The organism is Streptomyces sp. NRRL F-5123, assembly GCF_000721495.1.
GTDB lineage: Bacteria > Actinomycetota > Actinomycetes > Streptomycetales > Streptomycetaceae > Actinacidiphila.
In genome coordinates, this window is the sequence record NZ_JOHY01000051.1 from 13,302 (window position 1) to 35,684 (window position 22,383).

General features: G+C 75.6%; 15 protein-coding genes, 1 pseudogene and 1 riboswitch. Of the genes and pseudogenes, 6 read left to right on the top strand and 10 right to left on the bottom strand.

The window, feature by feature from the left end:
• Window positions 1-300 precede the first annotated feature (300 nt).
• The 10 genes and pseudogenes from cobM to IH54_RS0130305 form a co-directional block, all read right to left on the bottom strand.
• Window positions 301-1,101, bottom strand: coding sequence for a precorrin-4 C(11)-methyltransferase (cobM, locus tag IH54_RS0130255; protein WP_031522929.1), 801 nt, complete (start codon window positions 1,099-1,101; stop codon window positions 301-303).
• 529 nt (window positions 1,102-1,630) lie between these two features.
• Window positions 1,631-2,365 (bottom strand): precorrin-2 C(20)-methyltransferase, encoded by a 735-nt coding sequence (cobI, locus tag IH54_RS0130265; protein WP_031522934.1) that lies wholly within the window; start codon window positions 2,363-2,365, stop codon window positions 1,631-1,633.
• Window positions 2,356-3,813 carry a cobyrinate a,c-diamide synthase gene (locus IH54_RS0130270; RefSeq protein WP_031522936.1) on the bottom strand — a complete coding sequence of 486 codons (1,458 nt, stop codon included), beginning with the start codon at window positions 3,811-3,813 and terminating at the stop codon, window positions 2,356-2,358. The genes cobI and IH54_RS0130270 overlap by 10 nt, the downstream gene beginning before the upstream one ends.
• On the bottom strand, window positions 3,807-4,403 hold the full coding sequence (gene cobO, locus IH54_RS0130275; protein ID WP_031522939.1) for a cob(I)yrinic acid a,c-diamide adenosyltransferase: 597 nt from the start codon (window positions 4,401-4,403) through the stop codon (window positions 3,807-3,809). The genes IH54_RS0130270 and cobO overlap by 7 nt, the downstream gene beginning before the upstream one ends.
• A complete protein-coding gene (locus tag IH54_RS0130280) occupies window positions 4,403-6,478 on the bottom strand; it encodes a putative cobaltochelatase (RefSeq protein WP_031522941.1) in 2,076 nt (691 codons plus the stop codon). The genes cobO and IH54_RS0130280 overlap by 1 nt, the downstream gene beginning before the upstream one ends.
• 367 nt (window positions 6,479-6,845) lie before the next feature.
• On the bottom strand, window positions 6,846-10,508 hold the full coding sequence (gene cobN / locus IH54_RS0130285; RefSeq protein ID WP_031522944.1) for a cobaltochelatase subunit CobN: 3,663 nt from the start codon (window positions 10,506-10,508) through the stop codon (window positions 6,846-6,848).
• Window positions 10,505-11,986: a cobyric acid synthase gene (locus tag IH54_RS0130290; RefSeq protein ID WP_031522947.1), complete on the bottom strand. Its 1,482-nt coding sequence runs from the start codon at window positions 11,984-11,986 to the stop codon at window positions 10,505-10,507. Before IH54_RS0130290 ends, cobN begins: the two co-directional genes overlap by 4 nt.
• Before the next feature lie 488 nt (window positions 11,987-12,474).
• A pseudogene (locus tag IH54_RS47220) lies at window positions 12,475-13,416 on the bottom strand (cobalamin biosynthesis protein); the annotation flags it as partial.
• 122 nt (window positions 13,417-13,538) lie between these two features.
• A riboswitch (cobalamin riboswitch) is annotated at window positions 13,539-13,670 on the bottom strand.
• A 128-nt stretch (window positions 13,671-13,798) separates the two neighbouring features.
• Complete coding sequence (locus IH54_RS0130300) at window positions 13,799-14,011, bottom strand: hypothetical protein (protein ID WP_031522953.1); 213 nt, start codon at window positions 14,009-14,011, stop codon at window positions 13,799-13,801.
• 22 nt (window positions 14,012-14,033) lie between these two features.
• Window positions 14,034-15,251, bottom strand: coding sequence for an inorganic phosphate transporter (locus IH54_RS0130305; RefSeq protein WP_031522955.1), 1,218 nt, complete (start codon window positions 15,249-15,251; stop codon window positions 14,034-14,036).
• A gap of 221 nt (window positions 15,252-15,472) precedes the next feature.
• On the opposite strand from IH54_RS0130305, the gene IH54_RS0130310 reads away from it, so the two are divergent.
• From IH54_RS0130310 to IH54_RS0130335, 6 genes are all read left to right on the top strand, one after another.
• Window positions 15,473-16,114 (top strand): class II aldolase/adducin family protein, encoded by a 642-nt coding sequence (locus tag IH54_RS0130310; protein ID WP_031522958.1) that lies wholly within the window; start codon window positions 15,473-15,475, stop codon window positions 16,112-16,114.
• A gap of 278 nt (window positions 16,115-16,392) precedes the next feature.
• Complete coding sequence (locus IH54_RS0130315; protein ID WP_031522960.1) at window positions 16,393-17,511, top strand: alpha/beta hydrolase; 1,119 nt, start codon at window positions 16,393-16,395, stop codon at window positions 17,509-17,511.
• 64 nt (window positions 17,512-17,575) lie between these two features.
• Complete coding sequence (locus IH54_RS0130320) at window positions 17,576-18,946, top strand: hypothetical protein (RefSeq protein WP_031522963.1); 1,371 nt, start codon at window positions 17,576-17,578, stop codon at window positions 18,944-18,946.
• A 239-nt stretch (window positions 18,947-19,185) separates the two neighbouring features.
• Window positions 19,186-20,784: an ABC-F family ATP-binding cassette domain-containing protein gene (locus IH54_RS0130325; protein ID WP_031522966.1), complete on the top strand. Its 1,599-nt coding sequence runs from the start codon at window positions 19,186-19,188 to the stop codon at window positions 20,782-20,784.
• A gap of 409 nt (window positions 20,785-21,193) precedes the next feature.
• Window positions 21,194-21,415: a helix-turn-helix domain-containing protein gene (locus IH54_RS0130330; protein WP_031522969.1), complete on the top strand. Its 222-nt coding sequence runs from the start codon at window positions 21,194-21,196 to the stop codon at window positions 21,413-21,415.
• Between the two features lie 155 nt (window positions 21,416-21,570).
• Window positions 21,571-22,368 (top strand): enoyl-CoA hydratase/isomerase family protein, encoded by a 798-nt coding sequence (locus IH54_RS0130335; protein ID WP_031522972.1) that lies wholly within the window; start codon window positions 21,571-21,573, stop codon window positions 22,366-22,368.
• The last annotated feature ends 15 nt before the right edge of the window (window positions 22,369-22,383 follow it).

The window sequence follows — 22,383 nt, forward strand, 5'->3', positions numbered from 1 at the left end:
GCGGCCGCGCGGCCGTCCCCGTCCGCGCGGGGACCGGGCGCGGGGCGCGGGCCGCGCGGGTCGTCCCCGCTGCCGGCGGGGGACCTGGGCGGGGAGGGCGGTGTGCCCCGCGCGGGGGGCGGCGCGCCTGTGCCGCCGCCGTCGCCTGTGCCGCTGGGTGTGCTGCTGGGCGTGGTGCCGTCTGTGCCGTCGGCCGTGCCGTCGCCTGTGCCGCTGCGTGTGGTGCCGTCTGCGCCGCTGCCCGTGGCCGTATGCACGCCGGTCTCGGACACCGCGCTGACCGGCCGCGCGGGCGCGGGCTCAGTCACGGGGTGCCCGCAGGTCGCGGCGGGCGGCCGGGTCCGCGCGGCGGAAGCCGTGGAAGTGGCCCGGGTGGTAAAGGTGGGAGCGGGTGCCGGAGGCCGCGAGGGCGGGGCCGACGAGGAAGAGGGTGTGCTTCCAGAGGCGGTGCGCCTTGACCGTCTCCTCCAGCGTGCCCACCGTGCAGTGCAGCAGCAGTTCCTCCGGCCAGGTCACCTGGTGCGCGACGATGACCGGCGTGTCCGTCGGGTAGCCGCCCTCCAGCAGCTCCGCCGCGAGCTGGCCGCTGCGGGCGGCGGACAGGAAGACCGCCATCGTCGTGCCGTGCCGCGCGAACTCCCGGACCTCCTCGCCCGGCGGCATCGGCGTCTTGCCGCCGCCCAGCCGGGTGAGCACGACGGACTGCGCGACCCGCGGGATCGTCAACTCCCGCCCGGCGCGCGCCGCGACCGCCGAGAAGGACGACACCCCCGGCACGATCTCCACCTCGACGCCCAGTTCCGCGCAGCGGTCCGCCTGCTCCTGCGTGCCGCCCCACAGCGCGGGGTCGCCGGAGTGGACGCGCGCGCAGCGCAGCCCCTCGCGGGCGACGCGCTCGTAGACGGCGACGACGTCCTCCAGCGACATCCCCGCGGAGTCCAGGATCTCCGCCCCCTCCCGGGCGTGCTCCAGCACCGCCTCCTGCACGAGGCTCGCCGCCCAGATGACGACGTCCGCCTCGGCGATGGCCTTCGCGGCGCGGAAGGTGAGCAGATCGGCGGCCCCGGGCCCGGCCCCGACGAAGGTGACCTTGCCGCTCATCGGACGCCCCCGCTCCGGCGGGCCGAAGCGCACGCGGCGCGCGTCGCGGGTGCGACGGTGCGCGGTCCGGCTGCTGCCACGGCCGGCTCGGCCGTTCGGTGCGGCGGGGCGAACGCGCAGTACGCGTTGTGCTGCCCGGCGGCTGCGCCCGCCGTGGTGGTGTGCGCGCGTGGTCCGGCCGCGGCCGGAGTCGGCTCGCCGGTCGGGCGTCGCGGTGCGCGCGTGGGGCTCGTGGTGGCCGTGACGCGGGTGGCGGGCGGCCCGGTGGTCGGGGCTGCCGCGGTGGCGTGCGCGCGTGGTCCGAGCGTGGTTCGGGCCGGTTCGCCGGTCGGGCGTCGCGGTGCGCGCGTGAGTTTCCTGGGGAGCAGGACGCGGGTGGCGTCCGCGCGCGGTCCGGCCGCCGGCGGCGAGCTCGCCGTTCCTGCGGTGGGCGGCGGGGCGGCCGCCGTGCGGACCGGCTCGGCGCCGCGCGGCGCCGCGGCGCCTGCCACGGGCCGCGGCCCCACGCCTGCCATGAGCGCATGCCCGTTCACAGCTTTCCTCCTCGTCCGTCCCGCCGCGCGGGGGCGATCAGGGTCGACAGGTACGGCAGCGGGCCGCCGCCGGTCAGCTCCGCCGCGGGGCGGACGGACTCGTCCGGCAGGCCCAGGGCACTGCCCCACACCGCGTCGGCGGTGCGGCCGGTGGCGGCGAGGGCCGCCGCGACCTCGGCGGCCAGGCGGCCGAACTTGTAGGCCACCACCGTGCCCGGGCCCTCCAGCGCGGCCTTCAGCACGGCGGCGCCCGCCGTCACCGGGACGAGCGTCAGCGGCTCCGTGCCCTCGGCGAGGACCGCGCCGCTGCGCGCGGCGAGGTCCTGCATGGCCGTGATGCCGGGGACGGTCGCGACCGCCAGGCCCGGGACGAGGTCCGCGACGGTCTGGGCGAGGTAGGTGAAGGTCGAGTAGACGTTGGGGTCGCCGATCGTCGCGAAGGCCACCGTGCCGTGGTCGCGGAGCAGGTCCGCGACCCGCGCGCCCGCCGCGTCCCACGCGGCCTCCCGGCGGGCCCGGTCGGCGCGCTCGTTCAGCGCGAAGACGACGCGTACGACGCGCGCCGGCTCCACGTAGTGCAGCACCGTCGCCTCGGCGCGGCCGGTCTCGCCGGTGTCCATCACCGGCACCACCACCGCGCCCGCGGCACGCAGCGCGGCCACGCCCTTGACCGTGACCAGCTCGGGATCGCCGGGGCCGACCCCGACGCCGGTCAGACGCTTCACGTCCATGCGGCACACCTCTCGACGAAACGGGTCGCGAGCGACGGCTCGCCGGCCCAGTGCAGATGCAGGTAGGAGGCGTGCACGGCGCCGTCCACGAAGCCCTCGGTGCGGCGCTCGGGGTGCGTGAAGCCCCATGCGGGGGAGGCGCCCGCCGCCGGGGTCACCGCCGTGCGGTGGAACTCGTGCCCGCGCACACGCGTGCCGGCCGCGGCGAGCACGCTGCCACCGCCACCGCCACCGCCACCGCCACCGCCACCGCCACCGCCACCGCCACCGCCACCGCCACCGTCGAGCGCGACGGCCTCGCGGTAGCCCAGCGTGAGCTTGCCGGTCATCGCGGCGGAGGCGGGCAGGCGGCCGCACATGGGGTGGCCGTCGAGGTCGCGGGCGAGGTAGAGCAGGCCCGCGCACTCCGCGGCGACGGGGCCGCGGAAGCGGGTGATCTCGTCGCGGAGGGGGGAGTTGGCGGAGAGCTCCGCCGCGTACATCTCCGGGAAGCCGCCGCCGAGGACGAGGCCGCGGGTGCCCTCGGGGAGGCGCTCGTCGGTGAGCGGGTCGAGGGAGACGACGTCCGCGCCCGCGGCGCGCAGCAGTTCGGCCTGCTCGGCGTAGGAGAAGCTGAAGGCGGCCCCGCGGGCAACGGCGACGACGGGGCGGGGAAAATCCAGCCCCTCCGGCGATTGAGGAGCGGGGTCCGGGGCGGAGCCCCGGTTCTGGGGGAGGGAGACCTCCGCCGCCGCCTCCCACGGCTCGGCCGCCAGCGGCGGGGCCGAGCGCGCCAGCGCCAGCAGCATGGCGAGGTCGCAGAACTCGCCCACCCGCGCCCCCGCCGCGCGGACGAAGGCGCGCGCCCCCGCCGCGCGCTCGGCGGCGGGCACGAGGCCCAGATGGCGGGACGGCACCGCGAGTTCGGCCTCGCGCGGCAGCGCGCCCGCGCACGGGACGCCCGCTTCCTCCAGCGCCTCCCGGAGCATCCGCTCGTGCCGCGGCGAGGCCACCTTGTTGAGGACCACCGCCCCCACCCGCACCCGCGGGTCGAACGTCGTGAAGCCGTGCACGAGCGCGGCCACCGACCGCGCCTGGGCCGAGGCGTCGACGACGAGCACGACCGGCGCCCGCAGCAGCGTCGCGACCTGCGCGGTGGAGCCCAGCTCCCCGCGGCCCGCGGCGCCGTCGAACAGGCCCATGACGCCCTCGACGACCGCGAGGTCGCAGCCCTCGGCGGCGTGCCGGAAGAGCGGGGCGACGCGGTGCTCGCCGCACAGGAAGGGGTCGAGGTTGCGGCCGGGGCGCCCGGCGGCGAGCGCGTGGTAGCCGGGGTCGATGTAGTCGGGGCCGACCTTGTGCGGGGAGACGGTGTGACCCGCTCCCGCGTACGCGGCCATCAGGCCCGTCGCGACCGTGGTCTTGCCGGAGCCGGACGCGGGCGCCGCGATGACGAGGCGGGCTACCACTCGATGCCCCTCTGGCCCTTCTGACCCGCGTCCATGGGGTGCTTGACCTTGGTCATGTCGGTGACGAGGTCGGCGGCGGCCACCAGCTCGGCGGGCGCGTTCCGCCCGGTGACGACGACGTGCTGGGTCCCGGGCCGCTCCCGCAGCACCGCCACGACCTCGGCGGTGTCGACCCAGCCCCACGCCATCGGGTACGCGAACTCGTCCAGCACGTACAGCCGGTACGTCTGCGCCACCAGGTCGCGCTTGACCTGCTCCCAGCCCTCCCGCGCGGCCTCCTCGCTGTCACCCAGGTCGCGCTGCACCCACGACCAGCCCTCGCCCATCTTGTGCCAGGCCACCGTGCCGCCCTCGCCGGAGGCACCCAGCACGCGCAGCGCGCGTTCCTCGCCGACCCGCCACTTCGCGGACTTGACGAACTGGAAGACCCCCACCGGCCAGCCCTGATTCCACGCCCGCAGCGCGAGCCCGAAGGCGGCCGTCGATTTCCCCTTGCCCGCGCCGGTGTGCACGATCGTCAGCGGCCGGTTGCGGCGCTGCCGCGTCGTCAGGCCGTCGTCGGGTACGGAAGCGGGCTGTCCCTGCGGCATTACGCGGCCCTCCGGAAGTCCTTGACCAGGGCCGACACCGTGTCGGCCCGCAGCTCGTCGAGCGTGACCGCGACCCCGCCGAGGTCGGCGGCGAGGGTGCCCGCGAGCCCGAGGCGTACCGGCCCCGACTCGCAGTCCACGACGACCGCGGCCGTACCCGTCGCCGCCAGCAGCCGGGCGGCGCGTGCGGCGTACGCGAGCGGCTCCGGGCCGCCGGTGGCCCGCCCGTCGGTCACGACGACGAGCAGTGCGCGCCGCGCCGGGTCGCGAAGCCGCTCGATGCGCAGCACGTCGTGCGCCTTCAGCAGGCCCGCGGCGAGCGGGGTGCGGCCGCCGGTGGGCAGCCGCTCCAGCCGCGCGGCGCCCGCGTCGACCGACGACGTCGGCGGCAGCGCCAGCTCGGCGTCCCTGCCGCGGAAGGTGACCAGGCCGACCTTGTCGCGCCGCTGGTAGGCGTCCAGCAGCAGCGACAGCACCGCGCCCTTGACCGCCGACATCCGCTGCCGGGCCGCCATCGAGCCGGACGCGTCGACGGCGAAGAGCACGAGATTGCCCTCCCGGCCCTCGCGGACGGCCTCGCGCAGGTCGTCCGCGCGTACGACGATCCCGGGACCGCTGCGCCCGCGCGCCCGCTGGTGGGGGGCCGCGGCCCGCACGGTCGCGGCCAGGTGCAGCGTGCCCAGGGCGCCGTGCGGGCGCCGCGCGCCGGTCGTACGGCCGTGCGCGGTACGGGCGCGGGAGCGGCGCCCGGCCGCGCCCTCGCCGAGGCCGGGCACGGCCATCGGCCGCACCCTGAAGGGCGTGGCGGCGGCCGCCGCGGGCTGCTCGCGGGGGGCGCCGGGGGCGGGACCGCTCCCGGCGTCGGGGGTGCCGCCGCCGGGAGCGTCGGGAGTGTCCCCCGCCGGGGATCCGGCGGCGTCCTGCGGGCCGTCCGCGGGCTGCGGGGGGCGGCTGCCGCCTCCGCCGGGGCCGCTGCCGCCGCCGTCGGGGTCGGGGTCCGGGTCCGGGTCGCTGTCCGGGTCGTCCTCGGGGGCCGCGTCCGGATCGGGCTCGGACTGCGCCGCGGCCTGGGCGAGCGCCTCGTCGAGGGTGTCCTCGTCGAGGCCCGGCGCGTCGAAGGGGTTGCGGCGGCGCCGGTGCGGCAGCGCGAGCAGCGCGGCCTGCCGGATGTCCTCGGCGAGCACGACCGTGCGCCCCGCCCACGCGGCCAGCGCGGTGGCGGTGCGGGCCATCACGATGTCCGCGCGCATGCCGTCGACCTCGAAGGCCGCGCAGGTCGCCGCGATCTGCCGCAGCGCGGAATCCCCGAGCCGCACCTCGGGCAGCAACGCCCGTGCGGCCGCGATGCGTTCGCGGACCTCCCGCTCATGCGCCGCCCAACTGCCCGCGAAACCGGCCGGGTCGGCGTCGTACGCCAGCCGCCGCCGGACGACCTCCACGCGCTCGTCGGTGTCGCGGGACGCCGCGACCTCGACGGTCAGCCCGAAGCGGTCCAGCAACTGCGGGCGCAGCTCGCCCTCTTCGGGGTTCATCGTGCCGACGAGCATGAAGCGGGCGGCGTGCGTGACCGACACGCCCTCGCGCTCCACGTGGCTCGCGCCCATCGCGGCGGCGTCCAGCAGCAGGTCGACCAGGTGGTCGTGCAGCAGGTTGACCTCGTCGACGTAGAGGATGCCGCGGTGCGCGGCCGCGAGCAGGCCCGGCTCGAAGGCCTTCACGCCCTCGGCGAGGGCGCGTTCGAGGTCGAGGGCGCCGACGAGGCGGTCCTCGGACGCGCCGACGGGCAGCTCCACGAGCCGCGCCGGGCGCTCCAGGGCGCCGCCGTCCGCCCCGCCCGCCGGATGCGGGCCGTCCGGGCACGCGGGATCGGCGGCCCCCGGCTCGCACGAGAACCGGCAGCCGGGGACGACGCGGACGGCGGGCAGCAGCGCGGTCATCGCCCGCACCGCGGTCGACTTGGCGGTGCCCTTCTCGCCGCGCACCAGCACGCCGCCCACCGCGGGCGAGACGGCGTTGAGCACGAGCGCGAGCCGCAGCTCTTCCTGTCCCACGAGGGCACTGAACGGGTACGTCACGCTTCCTCCTCCGCCTGATCGCGGCAGCCCGCCGCGGTGGTGCCCGCCGTCGCCGTGCGCGGGTGCGCCCCCCTCCCCCTGCCTGCGGTGGGGGGACCCCCAGCCGAGCGGAACGATGGCGAACCACCTCCCTCTGCGGGCATTCGTCCCGCAGGGCCGGTGGTTCCCCCGCCGGGCGCAGGGCCGGTGGTCCCCCCGCCGGGCGCAGGGCCGGTGGTCCCCCCGCCGGGCGCAGGGCCGGTGGTCCCCCCGCCGGGCGCAGGGGTGGGGGTCCCCCCGCCGGAGGCAGGGGGAGGGTGCGCGCAGGGCCCCGTACCCGGCAACGGAGGGGAGCCCGGCGGCGCGTAGCCGCCCCGCGGGGTGCCGCTCATGCCTCCCCCTCCAGGTCGCCCTCCAGGGCGAGGTAGGTCTCGCGCAGACGCGCGATGCTCTCCGGATCCGGGGCCGCCCACAGGCCCCGGTCCGCCGCTTCGAGGAGCCGCTCCGAAATCCCCCGCAGCGCCCACGGGTTGGACTTCCGCATGAAGTCCGCGTTCTGCGCGTCGAAGACGTACTCCGCGGCGAGCCGCTCGTACATCCAGTCGTCCACGACGCCCGCCGTCGCGTCGTAGCCGAACAGGTAGTCGACGGTCGCGGCCATCTCGAACGCCCCCTTGTAGCCGTGCCGCCGCATCGCCGCCATCCAGCGGGGGTTGACGACGCGGGCGCGGAAGACGCGGTGGGTCTCCTCGCCGAGCGTGCGGGTGCGGACCTGGTCGGTGAGGGCGCTGTCGCCGACGTACGCCTCGGGTGAGGAGCCGGTCAGGTGGCGGACCATCGCGACCATGCCGCCGTGGTACTGGAAGTAGTCGTCCGCGTCGACGAGGTCGTGCTCGCGCGTGTCGACGTTCTTCGCGGCGACCTGGATGCGCCGGAAGGCGGCCTCCATGTCGCCGCGCGCGGCGCGCCCGTCGAGGCCGCGGCCGTACGCGTAGCCGCCCCACACCGCGTAGACCTCGGCGAGGTCGGCGTCCGAGCGCCAGTTGCGGGCGTCGATGAGCGGCAGCAGGCCCGCGCCGTACGCGCCGGGCTTGGAACCGAAGATGCGGGCGGTGGCGCGCCGCCGGTCGCCGTGCTCCGCGGTGTCCTCGTCGGCGTGCGCGCGGACGTAGTTGGCGGCGGCGTCCTCGTCGAGCTCGGCGACCGTCCGCACCGCGTCGTCGACGAGGGCGACGACGTGCGGGAAGGCGTCGCGGAAGAAGCCGGAGATGCGCACGGTGACGTCGATACGCGGGCGGCCCAGCTCGGCGGCCGGGACGACCTCGAAGCCGGTGACGCGGCGGGAGGCGTCGTCCCACACCGGGCGGCAGCCCAGCAGCGCGAGGATCTCGGCGATGTCGTCGCCCTGCGTGCGCATGCAGGACGTGCCCCACACCGTCAGGCCCACCGACTTCGGGTAGGCGCCCTGGTCGGCGAGGTGCCGGGCGAGCAGCGACTCGGCGAGCGCGGAGCCGACGTCCCACGACAGCCGGGAGGGGATCGCCTTGGGGTCGACGGAGTAGAAGTTGCGCCCGGTCGGCAGCACGTTGACCAGCCCCCGGGTGGGGGAGCCGGACGGCCCCGCGGGCACGTAGCCGCCGCGCAGGGCCCGCAGGATGTGGCCCAGTTCGTCGCTCGTGCGGGCCAGCCGCGGCACGACCTCCGTCGCGGCGAAGTCCAGCACCCTTGCCGCCGCGGGGACTTCGGCGCCCAGCACCTCCCGTACGGTCGCGGCCGCGGCGCCCGGCGCCCAGCCGCGCGCCTCCATCGTCTCCGCGAGCCGCCGCGCCACCTGCTCCAGCAGGTCGACCGCGTCGGACGCGCTGCGCGCGGGCCCCTCCGCGAGCGCCGTCAACGCGGGCGGTACGGCGAGGGGTTCGCCCGGAGCGGCCAGCAACTCCTTCTCCACCAGCCCGACATGCTCGGCGAGCGCGGCCCGCAGGCCCGGCAGGGCGCCGCCCCTGCCACCCCACACCTGGGCCGAACGCAGCACCGCCAGCACGAGGTTGACGCGCGCCCCGGCGACGGGACCTGCGCCCAGGATGTGCAGGCCGTCGCGGATCTGGACGTCCTTGATCTCGCACAGCCAGCCGTCGACGTGCAGCACGAAGTCGTCGAAGTCGTCCTCGCCGGGCTGCTCGTCGACGTGCAGGTCCCGGTGCAGCTCCGCGGCCCGCACCAGCTCCCAGATCCGGCCGCGGATCGCCGGGGCCTTCGCCGGGTCCAGGTCGTTCACCAGGGCGTACTCGTCGAGGAGTTGCTCCAGCTTGGCGAGGTCGCCGTAGGAGTCGGCGCGCGCCATCGGCGGCACCAGGTGGTCCACCACGGTCGCGTGGCCGCGCCGTTTGGCCTGCGTGCCCTCGCCCGGGTCGTTGACGATGAAGGGGTAGACGAGCGGGATCTCGCCGAGCACCGCGTCCGGCGCGCACCCGGCGGACAGGCCGAGTCCCTTGCCGGGCAGCCACTCCAGCGTGCCGTGCTTGCCCAGGTGCACGATCGCGTCGGCGCCGAAGGTGCGGTCGAGCCAGCGGTACGCCGCCAGGTAGTGGTGCGACGGCGGCATGTCGGGGTCGTGGTAGATCGCGATCGGGTTCTCCCCGAAGCCGCGCGGCGGCTGGATCAGCACCACGACGTTTCCGAAGCGCAGCGACGCCAGCACGATGTCGTCGCCGTCCACGTAGAGCGAGCCCGGCGGCTCGCCCCAGTGCTCCAGCATCGAGGCGCGCAGGCTCTCGTCCAGCCCGTCGAACCAGCGCCGGTAGTCGGCGAGCGGGACCCGGGCCGGGGCGGCGGCGAGCTGCTCCTCGGTCAGCCACTCCACGTCGTGCCCGCCGGCGGCGATCAGCCGGTGAATCAACTCGTCGCCGTCCTGCGGGTGTTCGCCCGTGTCGTAGCCGGCCGCCCGCAGCTCCGCCAGCAGCCGCACCGCGGAGGCGGGGGTGTCCAGGCCGACCGCGTTGCCGACCCGGGAGTGCTTGGTCGGGTAGGCGGTGAAGACCAGCGCGATCTTCTTGCGCGCGTTCGGGGCGTGCCGCAGGGCCGCGTGCCGTACGGCGACGCCCGCGACGCGCGCGGCCCGCTCCGGATCGGCGACGTACACCGGCACCTCGCCCTCGCCGGTCTCCTTGAACGAGAACGGCACGGTGATCAGCCGCCCGTCGAACTCCGGGATGGCCACCTGCATCGCCGCGTCCATCGGCGACAGCGCCGCGTCCGACTCCCGCCACGCCTTGCGCGACGTCGTCAGGCACAGGCCCTGCAGCACGGGCACGTCCAGTCCGGCGAGCGCGCCGATGTCCCACGCCTCGTCGTCACCGCCGGCCGACGCGTCCGCCGCGACCGTGCCGCCGGACGCCAGGACCGTCGCCACGATCGCGTCCGCCCGGCCCAGCAGCGCGAAGAGCGCGGGGTCCGCGCCGCGCAGCGAACCGCAGTACACCGGCAGTGCGTTGGCGCCGCGCGCCTCGACCGCCGCGCACAGCGTGTCCACGAAGGCGGTGTTGCCGGACAGTTCGTGCGCCCGGTAGAAGAGCACCGCCACCGTGGGGCGCGCCGGGTCGTGGCCGCGGTCGTCGCCGTGCACCCCGAACTGCGGCATGGCGCACGGCGGTTCGAAACCCTCACCGCTCATCAGCACGGTGTCGGACAGGAAGCGCGCCAGCTCCGCCAGGTTCGCCGGGCCGCCTTCCACGAGGTAGCGCAGCGCCTGCGCGACGACACCCGCGGGCACCGTCGACAGCGCCATCAGCTCCGCGTCCGGCACGCTCTCGCCGCCCAGCAGCACCGACGGCACCCCGGACGCGGCGATCACCGCGAGGCCCTCCTCCCACGCCCGGCGCCCGCCCAGCAGCCGCACCACGACGAGATCGGCGCCCGCCAGCAGGCCGGGCAGGTCGGAACCCGGGTCCACCCGGGAGGGGTTGGCGATGCGGTAGACGGCGCCGTCGCTCGTGGCGGCGCGGGCGGCGAGCAGGTCGGTGTCGGCGGTGGACAGCAGCAGAACGGTCGTCATGGTGCCCCCGGTGGGACGAAGGGGAGGCCGGCGGGCGCGCCGTCCTCGATGAGCCGCAGCAGCGCGGCGGTGTCCAGGTGCTCGGCGACCAGGTCGGCGAGCCGGTCGAGCCGCTCCTCGCGCAGCGCGGCGAAGTCCGTGTCCGGCGCGGGCTCGAAGGCGCGGCCCGCGGCGACCGCGACCTCGCGCAGGAAGGCCCGGCGGAAGCCGTCCGACTCCAGCGAGCCGTGCCAGTGGGTGCCCCACACCGCGCCGACGCGCAGCCCGTCGAGGAACGGCTCGCCCCCAGCCCCCAGTTCGGCCACCCCGTGGTGGATCTCGTAGCCCTCGACGGCCTCGCCGTACGCCGAACCGGCGGGCCGGGCCAGCGTCTTGGCGGCGGCGAAGCGCACCCGGGCCGGCAGCAGGCCGAGGCCGCGGACCGTACCGGCCTTCGACTCGACGTCGTCCTCGATGCGTTCGGCCAGGATCTGGAAGCCGCCGCAGATGCCCAGCACCGGGCGGCCGGCCGCCGCGCGGCGCTCCACCGCCGCCGCGAGGCCGCGGGCGCGCAGCCACTCCAGGGCCCGCACAGTGCCGCGGGTGCCGGGCAGCACCACCAGGTCGGCGGCGGCGACGTCCGCGGCCCGGTCGGTGAAGCGCACCTCCACGCCGGGCTCGGCGGCGAGCGCGTCCAGGTCCGTGAAGTTCGACATCAGCGGCAGCGGTACCACCGCGACCCGCAGCGTCTCGTGCCCGTACGGCTCGCCCGCCGCGTGCTCGCGGACGTGCAGGCCGTCCTCCTCGTCGATGCCGAGGCCCCGCGCGTACGGGAGCACGCCCAGCGTCGGGCGGCCCGTCAGCCCGCGCAGCATCTCCAGGCCCGGCTCCAGCAGCGTCACGTCGCCGCGGAACTTGTTCACCACGTAGCCGGCGAGCAGCGCCTGCTGCTCGGGCGGCAGCAGCGCGGTCGTCCCGTAGAACGCCGCGAAGACGCCGCCGCGGTCGATGTCGCCCACCAGCAGCGCGGGCAGCTTCGCGCGGTGCGCCAGGCCCAGGTTGACGATGTCGGTGCGCCGCAGGTTGATCTCCGCGGGGCTGCCGGCGCCCTCGCAGACGACCGCGTCGTACGAACGCGCCAGCTGCGCCAGGCAGTCGGCGACGACGTCCACCAACTCGCCCTGGAACCCCCCGTCGCCGTGGTAACCGCGGGCCGACATCTCGCCCACCGGCTTGCCCAGCAGCACCACCTGGCTGCTGCGGTCGCCTCCCGGCTTGAGCAGCACCGGGTTCATCAGCGCCGACGGCTCAACCCGGGCGGCCTGCGCCTGCACGGCCTGGGCCCGCCCGATCTCCGCGCCGTCGCGCGTGACGAAGGAGTTGAGCGACATGTTCTGCCCCTTGAAGGGGGCGACCCGCACGCCCTGCCGCACCAGGAACCGGCATATCCCCGCGGTGACCACGCTCTTCCCCGCGTCGGACGCGGTGCCCGCGACCATCAGACCCTTCACGACGCCTCCCCTCGACGGCGGCCGGGCCGCGGTGCGTTCGGCACCGCCGGGCCGCCCGTACGTGCTTCTCGCCGTCGCGGCGGAGCGAGGGCTCTGGCTTCTGCGGTGGCCGCGCGCCGCGGCTGCGGGGCGGGCGGGGCGACGGCCGCGCGTACCCTTTCCCGCCGTCGCGGGGGAAGGAGGGCCGGGGCCGCCCCGGCGGCCGTGCGCCGCTCCTGCGGCGTGGGCGGAGCTGGGCGCATCCTTTCCCGCCGTCGAGGCGGAAGGAGGACCGGGGCCGTGCGCCGCTCCCGCGGTGCGGGCGGGGCGACGGCCGCGCGTACCCCTTCCCGGCGCCGCGGCGGAGTGCGAGCCGGACCCGCCCCGACGGCCGCGGACCGCTCCTGCGGCGCGGGCGGGGCGGAGGTTGCGGCCCCTTCCTTCCGCCGCAGCGGCGAGACGTCCGTACGGCGAGTCCGGCGGGGCCGGGACCCCCGTGCCCCGGCCGCGTCGGCGCTCAGCAGGGAGGGCAGCACGCTCAGGCCCAGCGCCAGGGCCGAGACCCGGCGGGACAGGGCGATGGCCCGCTCGATGTCCGCCACCCCCGGCGGCGGGAATTCCGCGCCCAGGACGGCGCGGTGCTCGGTCCGTCCCGCGTACGAGAGGGTGCCGCCCAGGCGGATGCGGAGGGCGCCGGAGAAGGCGGCCTCCACCGGGCCCGCGTTGGGGCTCGGGTGGGCGGCGGCGTCGCGGCGCCAGGTGCGCCAGGCGGCGCGCGGGTGCGGGCCCGCGAGGACGGCGAGGGCCGCGGTGAGGCGGGCACCGGGCCAGCCCACCGCGTCGTCGAGCCGGGCCGCGGCCCAGCCGAACCGCAGATGGCGCGGCGAGCGGTGGCCCACCATCGCGTCCAGCGTGTTGGCGGCGCGGAAGCCGGCGAGCCCGGCGGGACCCGCGGCCGCGCCCCACACCAGGGCGCCGACGACCGCGTCCGAGGTGTTCTCGGCGACGGACTCGACGACCGCGCGGGCGATCCCGGCGGCGTCCAGGTGCTGCGGGTCCCGCCCGCACAGGTGCGGCAGCCGGGCCCGGGCCGCGTCGAGGTCCCCCGCTTCGAGCGCGGCGCCCACCGCCCGGGCCTCGCGGGCCAGCGAGGTGCCGCCGAGCACGGCCCAGGTGCAGGCCGCGGCCAGCGCGGTGGAGGCGGCGGGGGAGCGTCGGGCGGTACGCGCAGCGAGCCCGGCGGCGGACGCCGCGGCCCCGGCGCACAGCGCCGCGTACACGGCACCGGCGAGCCGGTCGTCACGCCACATCCGGCGCTCCAGCGCACCCGCCGCGCGCCCGAACGCCGCGACCGGATGGCCGCGGCGCGGGTCACCCGCGACGAGATCGCCGAGAAAGCCGAGCGCGGCGCCGTACGCGTAGGAGCGATCGGCACGCATGGCTCAGACCGCCGTCACTCCTCGCGGGGACGGAACGGAACAGGTCGGTGGGGGAGTGGCGCCGGGCATGGCTGTTGTCCTCACTCAGGGTCCGCGCCCTGGTTCGACGTGACCGGCGGTGAGAGTCTCCTGGCTCCCGGATCTACGCACTCCCGGGTCTTCCAGCCGGTGAACCGGCCGTGACGTACGGGTTCGGGAGTGCACTCCCCGGTGACAGTGGCGGGACCGCGCCGGATTCGCACCGGACTTCCTCTCCTGCCGCCGTATGGCACCGGGAAGTCCACCACGGTCGCCACGACCGCGTCAACCTGCCCTTGACCTGCGGCGACGGAGTGTGGTGAGGTCCACACCCCGCCGCCGCGGCGAGCGATGCGCCCGGGCGCTACTTGGCGACGATCAGCCAGATCCCCCACGCGACCGCCGCCGCGCACGCGGCGAAGCACGCGTACGCGCCGCCGCGTGCGGCCACGCCGCCGGGGCCGGCCGCGGGCCGGGACAGGCCGACCACGCCGAGGGTGAAGACGCCGACCAGGCCGACGGTGGACAGCAGGGTGACGACCAGGACCGTGCCGAGGGCGTGCCAGTCGATGCTCATGGAAGGCTCCTTCGGGTCGAGGTCAGACGGTCGCGGTGGGGGCGGGGGCGGGGGCGCCGGCCGGCGGCGGGATCACGGCGGCGATGGCCGCGGTCACCGCGCCCTGCGGTTCGGTGCCGGTGCCGGTGCCTTCGGCGATGTCGTCGTTGACGTTGGCGTGCGTGACGGGCCTGCGGCGCGCCGCCGTACGGATCGCGGCGCACACCGCGAGCCCCAGTACGGCGACCGCGGCCACACCCCAGTTGCCCTGGTCGGCCAGCAGCGCGGCGCCCGCGCCGACCAGCCCGGCCGCGGGCAGCGTGAGCGCCCACGCGGCGACCATCCGCCCCGCGGTGCTCCAGCGCACCACCGCGCCGCTGCGGCCCAGCCCCGCGCCCATGACCGAGCCGGAGCACACCTGCGTGGTGGACAGCGCGAAGCCCAGGTGGGAGGAGGCCAGGATGGTGGCGGCGGCGCCGGTCTGCGCCGCGAAGCCCTGCTGCGGCTGGATGTCGGTGAGGCCCTTGCCCATCGTGCGGATGATCCGCCAGCCGCCGATGTACGTGCCCAGCGCGATCGCCGCGCCCGCCGAGACGATGACCCACAGCGGCGGGTCGGAGTGCGGGGCGACGACGCCGCCGGTGATCAGCGCGAGGGTGATCACGCCCATGGTCTTCTGCGCGTCGTTGGTGCCGTGTGCGAGCGAGACGAGCCCGGCCGAGGCGATCTGCCCGGCGCGGTAGCCCTTCGCCGTCGCCCGCGGGTCGGCCTTGCGGTCCAGCCGGTAGCTGAGCCGGGTCGCGGCGAAGGCGGCGAGGCCCGCCACGAAGGGAGCGGCGAGCGCCGGTATCAGGACCTTCATGACGACGGCGTCGCCGTGCACGCCGTGCCGGCCGACCGCGACCAGCGTCGCGCCGATCAGCCCGCCGAACAGCGCGTGCGAGGAACTGGAGGGCAGCCCCGCCAGCCAGGTCAGCATGTTCCAGACGATCGCGCCGACCAGCGCGGCGAAGATCATCTGCGGTCTGACGCCCGCGGACTCGTCGATGATGCCGCCGGAGATGGTCTTGGCGACCTCGACGGACAGGAAGGCCCCGACGAGGTTCAGCGCGGCGGACATGGCCACCGCCGTCTTGGGCTTGAGGGCGCCGGTCGAGATGGTCGTGGCCATCGCGTTGGCGGTGTCGTGGAAACCGTTCGTGAAATCGAACGCGAGAGCGGTGGCGATGACGATTCCGATCAGGAGCGTCATGTGTTCCATGGACCCAGGCAATCGTTCGATCGGACAGTGGCGAGCCGACCGTACGGACCGTTCATGAACGGGAGGTGAACTGGTGGGGGACTCGTGGTGCCAACATGACAGGCCGATGAATGAAATGGCAACGGTGATCGTCACCGCGGTATACAAACGGTGCTACAACCGCAGGGGTGCGGAGACGGTGACAATGCCCGTGCCGGGCCTCGGCAACGGAAGGAGCCACCGTGCAGGATGCTCTCGCTGAAGCGTGGGAGGACGTCGTCGGGACGGCCCGCCGCAGCGTCACCGACGGGCTCGTCGTCGGCACGTCCGGCAACGTCTCCGCGCGCGTCGGCGAACTGGTCGTCGTGACGCCCACGGGGGTGCCGTACGAGCGGCTGCGCCCCGCGGACGCCGTCGCCGTCGACCTCGACGGGCGCCAGGTGCGCGGCGAGCTGCGCCCCACCAGCGAGCTGCCGCTCCACCTCGCCGTCTACCGCGCCACGGACGCCGGCGCGATCGTCCACACGCACGCGCCGCACGCCACCGCGGTGACCCTTCTCACGGACGAACTGCCGCCCGTCCACTACGTCACCGCCGCGCTCGGCGGGCCCGTACGCGTCGCGCCCTACGCGCTCTACGGCACGGACGAGCTCGCGGCGGGGGCGGTCGCCGCACTCCGGGGGCGCACGGCGTGCCTCCTGGCCAACCACGGCACCCTCGCCTACGCCACTTCCCTCTCCCGGGCCTACGAGCACACCGCCCAGCTCGAATGGATGAGCCGCGTCTGGCTCCTCGCCACCTCCGCGGGCCGTCCGCGGACCCTCTCCCCGGACGACCTGGCCGCCGCGTCCGCGGCTCTCGCCACGTACGGCCAGCCGCGCTGAGCTGCCCCTTGCGGCGGGTGCCGCGACCCTCCGCCGGTGGTGGGCTGGTCGCGCAGTTCCCCGCGCCCCTGAAAAACGCTCGCCCAGCGCAGCGAGGCAACCACCAGGGGGCGCGGGGAACTGCGCTCCCCCGGAGCTTCGCCCGGGAGGTGCCCCCAGCCCCCACCGGGGGAAGGCCGCGGCACCCGCCGCAAGGGGCAGCTCGAGCGCGAGGCCGGGTCACCCCGCAGGGGGTGTTCGGATGGCCGGGGGCGCGGGCGCGCGCAACACTGGACGGGATGCGACTGAGAACCGCCGTGGCGACAGCCACGACCGTGCTGGGTGCCGGCACCGCCGCCCTCGTGGTGGCCGGCCGGTACGGCTCCCGCTTTGCCCTGCGGCCGCCCGCCGAGGGCCCCGCCCCGGAGGGCGCGGTGACCGTCCACGCGGTCACGGAGGACCGCGTCACCCTCACCCGCACCGCCGCCTCCGCGCGCCGCGGCGTGTACGGCCTCACCGCGGACACCGGCCTGCACGCCATCGCCGGCGACGTCGTCGACAGCACCGCCTACGCGGTGACCCGCAAGCTGCTCGCCGTCCCGCACGGCTCCCTCGACCAGGGCACCGCCGTCCGCCTCACCCCGCAGGTGCACCGCGGGGACCCGCGGACCGCGCTCGGGCTGGACTTCACCGACGTCGCGGTCCCCGGCGAGCTGGGCCCGCTGCCCGCCTGGTACCTGCCGGGCGCCCGCAGCACCTGGGTGATCACCGTGCACGGCCTCGGCGCGACCCGCGAGCACGCGATGAACGTCCTGCCGACGCTGCACCACCACCGCTTCACCCAGCTCGTCCTCGGCTACCGCGGCGACCCGGAGGCCCCGCGGCCCGCGGACGGCATCGGCCACCTGGGCCGTACCGAGTGGCGCGACCTGGACGCGGCGATGCGCTACGCGATCGAGTACGGCGCCGAGCGCCTCGTGCTGTACGGCTGGTCGGTCGGCGCCACGATGGCCCTGCACGCCCAGCGGCTGTCGGCCGTACGGGCCCGGGTCGCCGGTCTCGTGCTGGACTCGCCGGTGCTGGACTGGCGGGCCACGGTGTCCGCGGCCGCGGAGTCGCACGGCCTGCCCGCCCCGCTGACCCAGCTCGCGGTGCGCGCCGCCGAGGGCCGCCGGGTGCAGCCGCTGCGCGAGGGCACGGCCCCGGCCGACCCTGCCCCGCCCACCGTCCCGACCCTGCTCCTCCACGGCCCCGACGACACCCTCGCGCCCTGGGACGCCTCTCGCGAACTCGCCGCCCGCCACCCGGAGTCGGTGGTGCTGCACACCGTCCGCGGCGCCCAGCACGGCGCGATGTGGAACGCCGATCCGGCAGGTTACGAGGAGACGCTGCGACGCTTCCTCACCCCGCTCATGTGAGCGCGTCACCGCGGGAATCCCCGCCCGATTGGGAATCTGGGCCTGCACGTACGAGACTGCTCAAGTGACGTCCCGTAGCCCGCGAGACACTCCGCTCCGCCTCGTTCCCCGGCGGCCGCTCACCGCGGCCCGCAGGACCGCGACAACGCGCAGGTCGCGGCCTGCCCGACCGCCCGAAGGCACCCCTCCGCTGCCGGATCTCGCCCGGCTCGCCCGAGCCGAACTCGGCACCGCCGTACGGCTCGCGCGCTGGGCGGGCACCGCGCCGGGCGCCGCGGGACCGACCGGCATACTCTCCGCCGAGGCGCTCGACCGCGCCGCCGCCGACCTGGACCTGACACCCCGGCTGATCCGCACCGCTTGGGACCACGCCCGGCTCTCCGGCCTCGTCGAACTGCACGGCGGCGCCGCGGTGCCCGGCTGGCGGCTGCGTGCCTGGGACAGCGACGACACGGCGGTGCTGCGCGGCTGGGTCGCGCTCTTCGACGCGTGGTCGCTCGCCCACCCCTTCCTGCCCGGCGACCGCACCGGCCCCGACCCGGCGCTGGTCGCCGAAGTCATAGAGGCCGCACCGCAGTTGCTGTCCTTCCTGCACCTGTCCAACGGGCCGGTCCCGATCGACACGCTGCTGGACCTGCTGCGGCAGCGTGTCGCCGAGCTGCGCACCGAGCGGCACGAGCCGCCCGCCGACGGCGCCGGCGACCCGCTGCCGACGCTGCTCGACTGGACGCTCGACGCCGTCGCCCGGGTGGGAGCGCTCCAGCCGCGCGACCCCGAGCGCCCCGACGAGGTCGCCCTCACCCCGCTGGGCAGCTGGGCGGTGTGGGTCAAGCTGGAGCAGATCTGCGTCGCCGCGCAGGGGCCCGCCGGGCACATGGAGCAGTCCGCCGCGACCATGCTGCGGGCCTGCTCCCGGCTCTCGCCCGGCCCCGCCCGCGCGGAATACCGCGCCTGGCTCGCCGCGCGCCCCGTCGCGCCCGCCGTCGCCGAGCTCCTCGACACCGCCCGGGGCGACGACGCGCTGCTGCGCGGGCTCGCCTTCGAGGCGCTGCGGGCCGTCGGCGACCCCGCGGAGCCCGCGGTGCGGGCGGTCGTGGACGAGCCGGTGCTCCGCCCGTACGCGGTCCTCTGGCTCGCCGAGCTCGACGGCGACGACCCGGACACCGCGACGGGCCTCCTCACCCGCGAGGAGGCGACGTGGCTGTGGGTCGACACAGCGGCCGCGGTCGCGGACCACGGCGAGGACCACCTGCTGGTGAGCCACCTCGACACAGCGGTCCAGGGCTCCGTCCGCGGACTCCTGGAGGAGGTCCGCGACGTCGGCCACCCCCGCACCGTCCAGGTCCTCGTCGCCCTCGCCGCCGCCCACCCCGACCCGTCCCTGGCGAAGGCCATGCGCAAAGCGGCTTTCCAGGTCCACACGGGCACGCCCTGACCTGCCCCTTGCGGTGGGCGTCGCGATCTTCCCTCGGTGGTGGGTTGCCCGCGCAGTTCCCCGCGCCCCTGAAAACGCTCCCCCTGCGCGGAGAGGCCAAGCCATCAGGGGCGTGGGGAACTGCGCGACCAGCCCATCACGCACGGCAAGGTCGCGGCCCCCACCGCAAGGGGCACCCCGGGGCGCCCCCGCCGCTGGGCGGCAAAAGGAAGAGGGGAGCGGGCCAGTAGACTGGCCTCGTGATCACCGCCTCCGGCATCGAGCTGCGCGCCGGCGCCCGCATCCTCATCGAGTCCGCCTCCTTCCAGGTCGCCAAAGGCGATCGCATCGGTTTGGTCGGCCGCAACGGCGCCGGGAAGACGACCCTGACCAAGGTGCTGGCCGGCGAGGGCCAGCCGGCGGCCGGGAGCGTCGCGCGGTCCGGGGAGGTCGGCTACCTCCCCCAGGACCCCCGCACCGGCGACCTCGACATCCTCGCCCGCGACCGCATCCTCGGCGCCCGCGACCTCGACGTCGTGCTGCGCAAGATGCGCGAGAACGAGGAGCGGATGGCGAACGGAAAGGGCGCCACCCGCGAGAACGCGATGAAGAAATACGCGCGCCTGGAAACGGAATTCCTCACCAAGGGCGGCTACGCCGCCGAGGCCGAGGCGGCGACCATCGCGGCGGCGCTCGGTCTGCCCGACCGCATCCTCGGGCAGCAGCTGCACACCCTGTCGGGTGGCCAGCGGCGCCGCGTGGAGCTCGCCCGCATCCTGTTCTCGGACGCCGACACCCTGCTGCTGGACGAGCCGACGAACCACCTCGACGCGGACTCGATCAGCTGGTTGCGCGACTACCTGAAGACCTATCGCGGCGGATTCATCGTCATCTCGCACGATGTGAACCTCATCGAGACCGTCGTGAACAAGGTCTTCTATCTCGACGCGAACCGCGCCGGGATCGATGTCTACAACATGGGCTGGAAGCTCTACCAGCAGCAGCGGGAAGCCGACGAGAGGCGCCGCAAGCGGGAACGCGCGAATGCGGAGAAGAAAGCCGCCGCGCTCAATTCGCAGGCCGACAAGATGCGCGCGAAGGCCACCAAAACCGTCGCGGCGCAGAACATGGCGCGGCGCGCGGACAAGCTGCTCTCCGGTCTGGAAGCGGTGCGCGTCTCGGACAAGGTGGCCAAGCTGCGCTTCCCGGACCCGGCGCCCTGCGGCAAGACACCACTGATGGCGAGCGGCCTGTCGAAGTCGTACGGCTCGCTGGAGATCTTCACGGACGTGGACCTGGCGATCGACCGGGGCTCGCGCGTGGTGATCCTGGGGCTGAACGGCGCGGGCAAGACCACGCTGCTGCGGCTGCTGGCCGGGGTGGAGACGCCCGACACGGGCGAGGTGACGCCCGGCCACGGCCTGAAGCTCGGCTATTACGCGCAGGAGCACGAGACGCTGGACCCGGACCGCACGGTGCTGGAGAACATGCGCTCGTCCGCCCCCGACACCGATCTGGTGGACATACGCAAGATCCTCGGCTCCTTCCTCTTCTCCGGCGACGACGTCGACAAGCCGGCCGGCGTGCTGTCCGGTGGCGAGAAGACCCGGCTCGCGCTGGCCTCGCTGGTCGTGTCGAGCGCCAACGTGCTGCTGCTCGACGAGCCGACGAACAACCTGGACCCGGCCAGCCGCGAGGAGATCCTGGGCGCGCTGCGCACGTTCACCGGCGCGGTCGTGCTGGTCACCCACGACGAGGGCGCGGTGGAGGCGCTCCAGCCGGAGCGGATCATCCTGCTCCCGGACGGCGTCGAGGACCTCTGGGGCCAGGACTACGCGGACCTGGTCGCGCTCGCCTGACGGCCCCTCCGCGGCGGCCCGGCGTCCGCCGCGGGAGCGTCCGGCGGTCACCGCGCTCGCCGGACGATCATGCCCGTTGGATCATTCGGCCCACCGCGCGTCCGTCATCTGTGTGAGTCCGACTGGTACTCGCGCCCACCCCGCGCCATGCGCGGACGTCTCAAGGCGATCAGTGGCGTGACGTCGGCAAACACCTTACGGATGCCCGCTGACCTGCTGCTCTCGTGCGGGCGCCCTTCTCGGCCGGGAATTCTGCTGCGAAAATCGCGCGCCGCGGAACGTTCTTCGTCGGCTATCGCGGGATTCACGCGGTGAATGTCCCGTGACAGACCTTGTCGAATGGGTGGCCAGGAGAGCGCCTAGGGGTGATCATGAGAGTCCATAGCGCACTTCCCTGGAGGAGGCACGGGTGGCCGAGACTCTGAAGAAGGGCAGCCGGGTGACCGGCGCCGCGCGCGAGAAGCTCGCGGCAGACCTGAAGAAGAAGTACGACTCCGGTGCGAGCATCAGGGCACTGGCCGAGGAGACCGGCCGGTCCTACGGCTTCGTGCACCGGATGCTCAGCGAATCCGGCGTGACCCTGCGCGGTCGCGGCGGAGCGACACGGGGCAAGAAGGCCGTCACCGCCTGACCTCGCCCCTACGGGCTGGTCGTGGCTGGTCACAGCCTGACCGGGCGATTGAGCCCGGTCCTGACGGGCGGGCGCCCCCCGACCCTGCGCGACTGCGTGCCGAGCTGTTGGTTACTCTTCGGTAATCACGCACGCGGTCCGTTCGGAGGTCACCGATGCCCAAAGACACCATCCTGCTCGAACGCGACGGAATCCGGCTGGCGCTGGACGGCACCGGCACCGTCGCCACCATCACCCTGTGCAACCCGGCCAAGCGCAACGCGCAGTCGCCCGCCCTGTGGCAGGCGCTGACCGAAGCGGGACGGCTGCTGCCGGGGCAGGTACGGGTCGCGGTGCTGCGCGCCGAGGGGCCGTCCTTCTCCGCCGGCCTCGACCGGCAGGCGTTCACGCCCGAGGGCTTCGACGGCGGTCCGTCGTTCCTCGATCTCGGGCGCGGCGACGCGGGCGAGCTGGACGCGACCATCGCCGGGTATCAGCAGGCCTTCACCTGGTGGCGGCGTACCGACCTGATCACGGTCGCCGCCGTCCAGGGCCATGCCATCGGGGCCGGATTCCAGCTCGCGCTGGCCTGCGACCTGCGGGTGTGTGCGGACGACGTGCAGTTCGCCATGCGCGAGACCAGCCTGGGCCTGGTGCCCGACCTCACCGGCACCAAGCCGCTCGCCGAGCTGGTCGGCTACGGCCGCGCGCTGGAGATCTGCGTGACCGGCCGCTCCGTGCACGCGGACGAGGCCGAGCGCACCGGGCTCGCCAACCTCGTGGTGCCCGCCGCCGAGCTGGACGCCGCCGTCGCCGACCTGACCGCCGCGCTGCTCGCCCCGCCCCGCGACGCCGTCAACGAGACGAAGGCCCTGCTCCGTACCGCCCGGTCCCATGCCGAGGACGCGCAGTACGCGGCCGAGCGCGCCGCCCAGGGCCGGCGGCTGCGGGATCTGGCGGGCGCGGCGGAGTAGCCGGGCCGCGGGCAG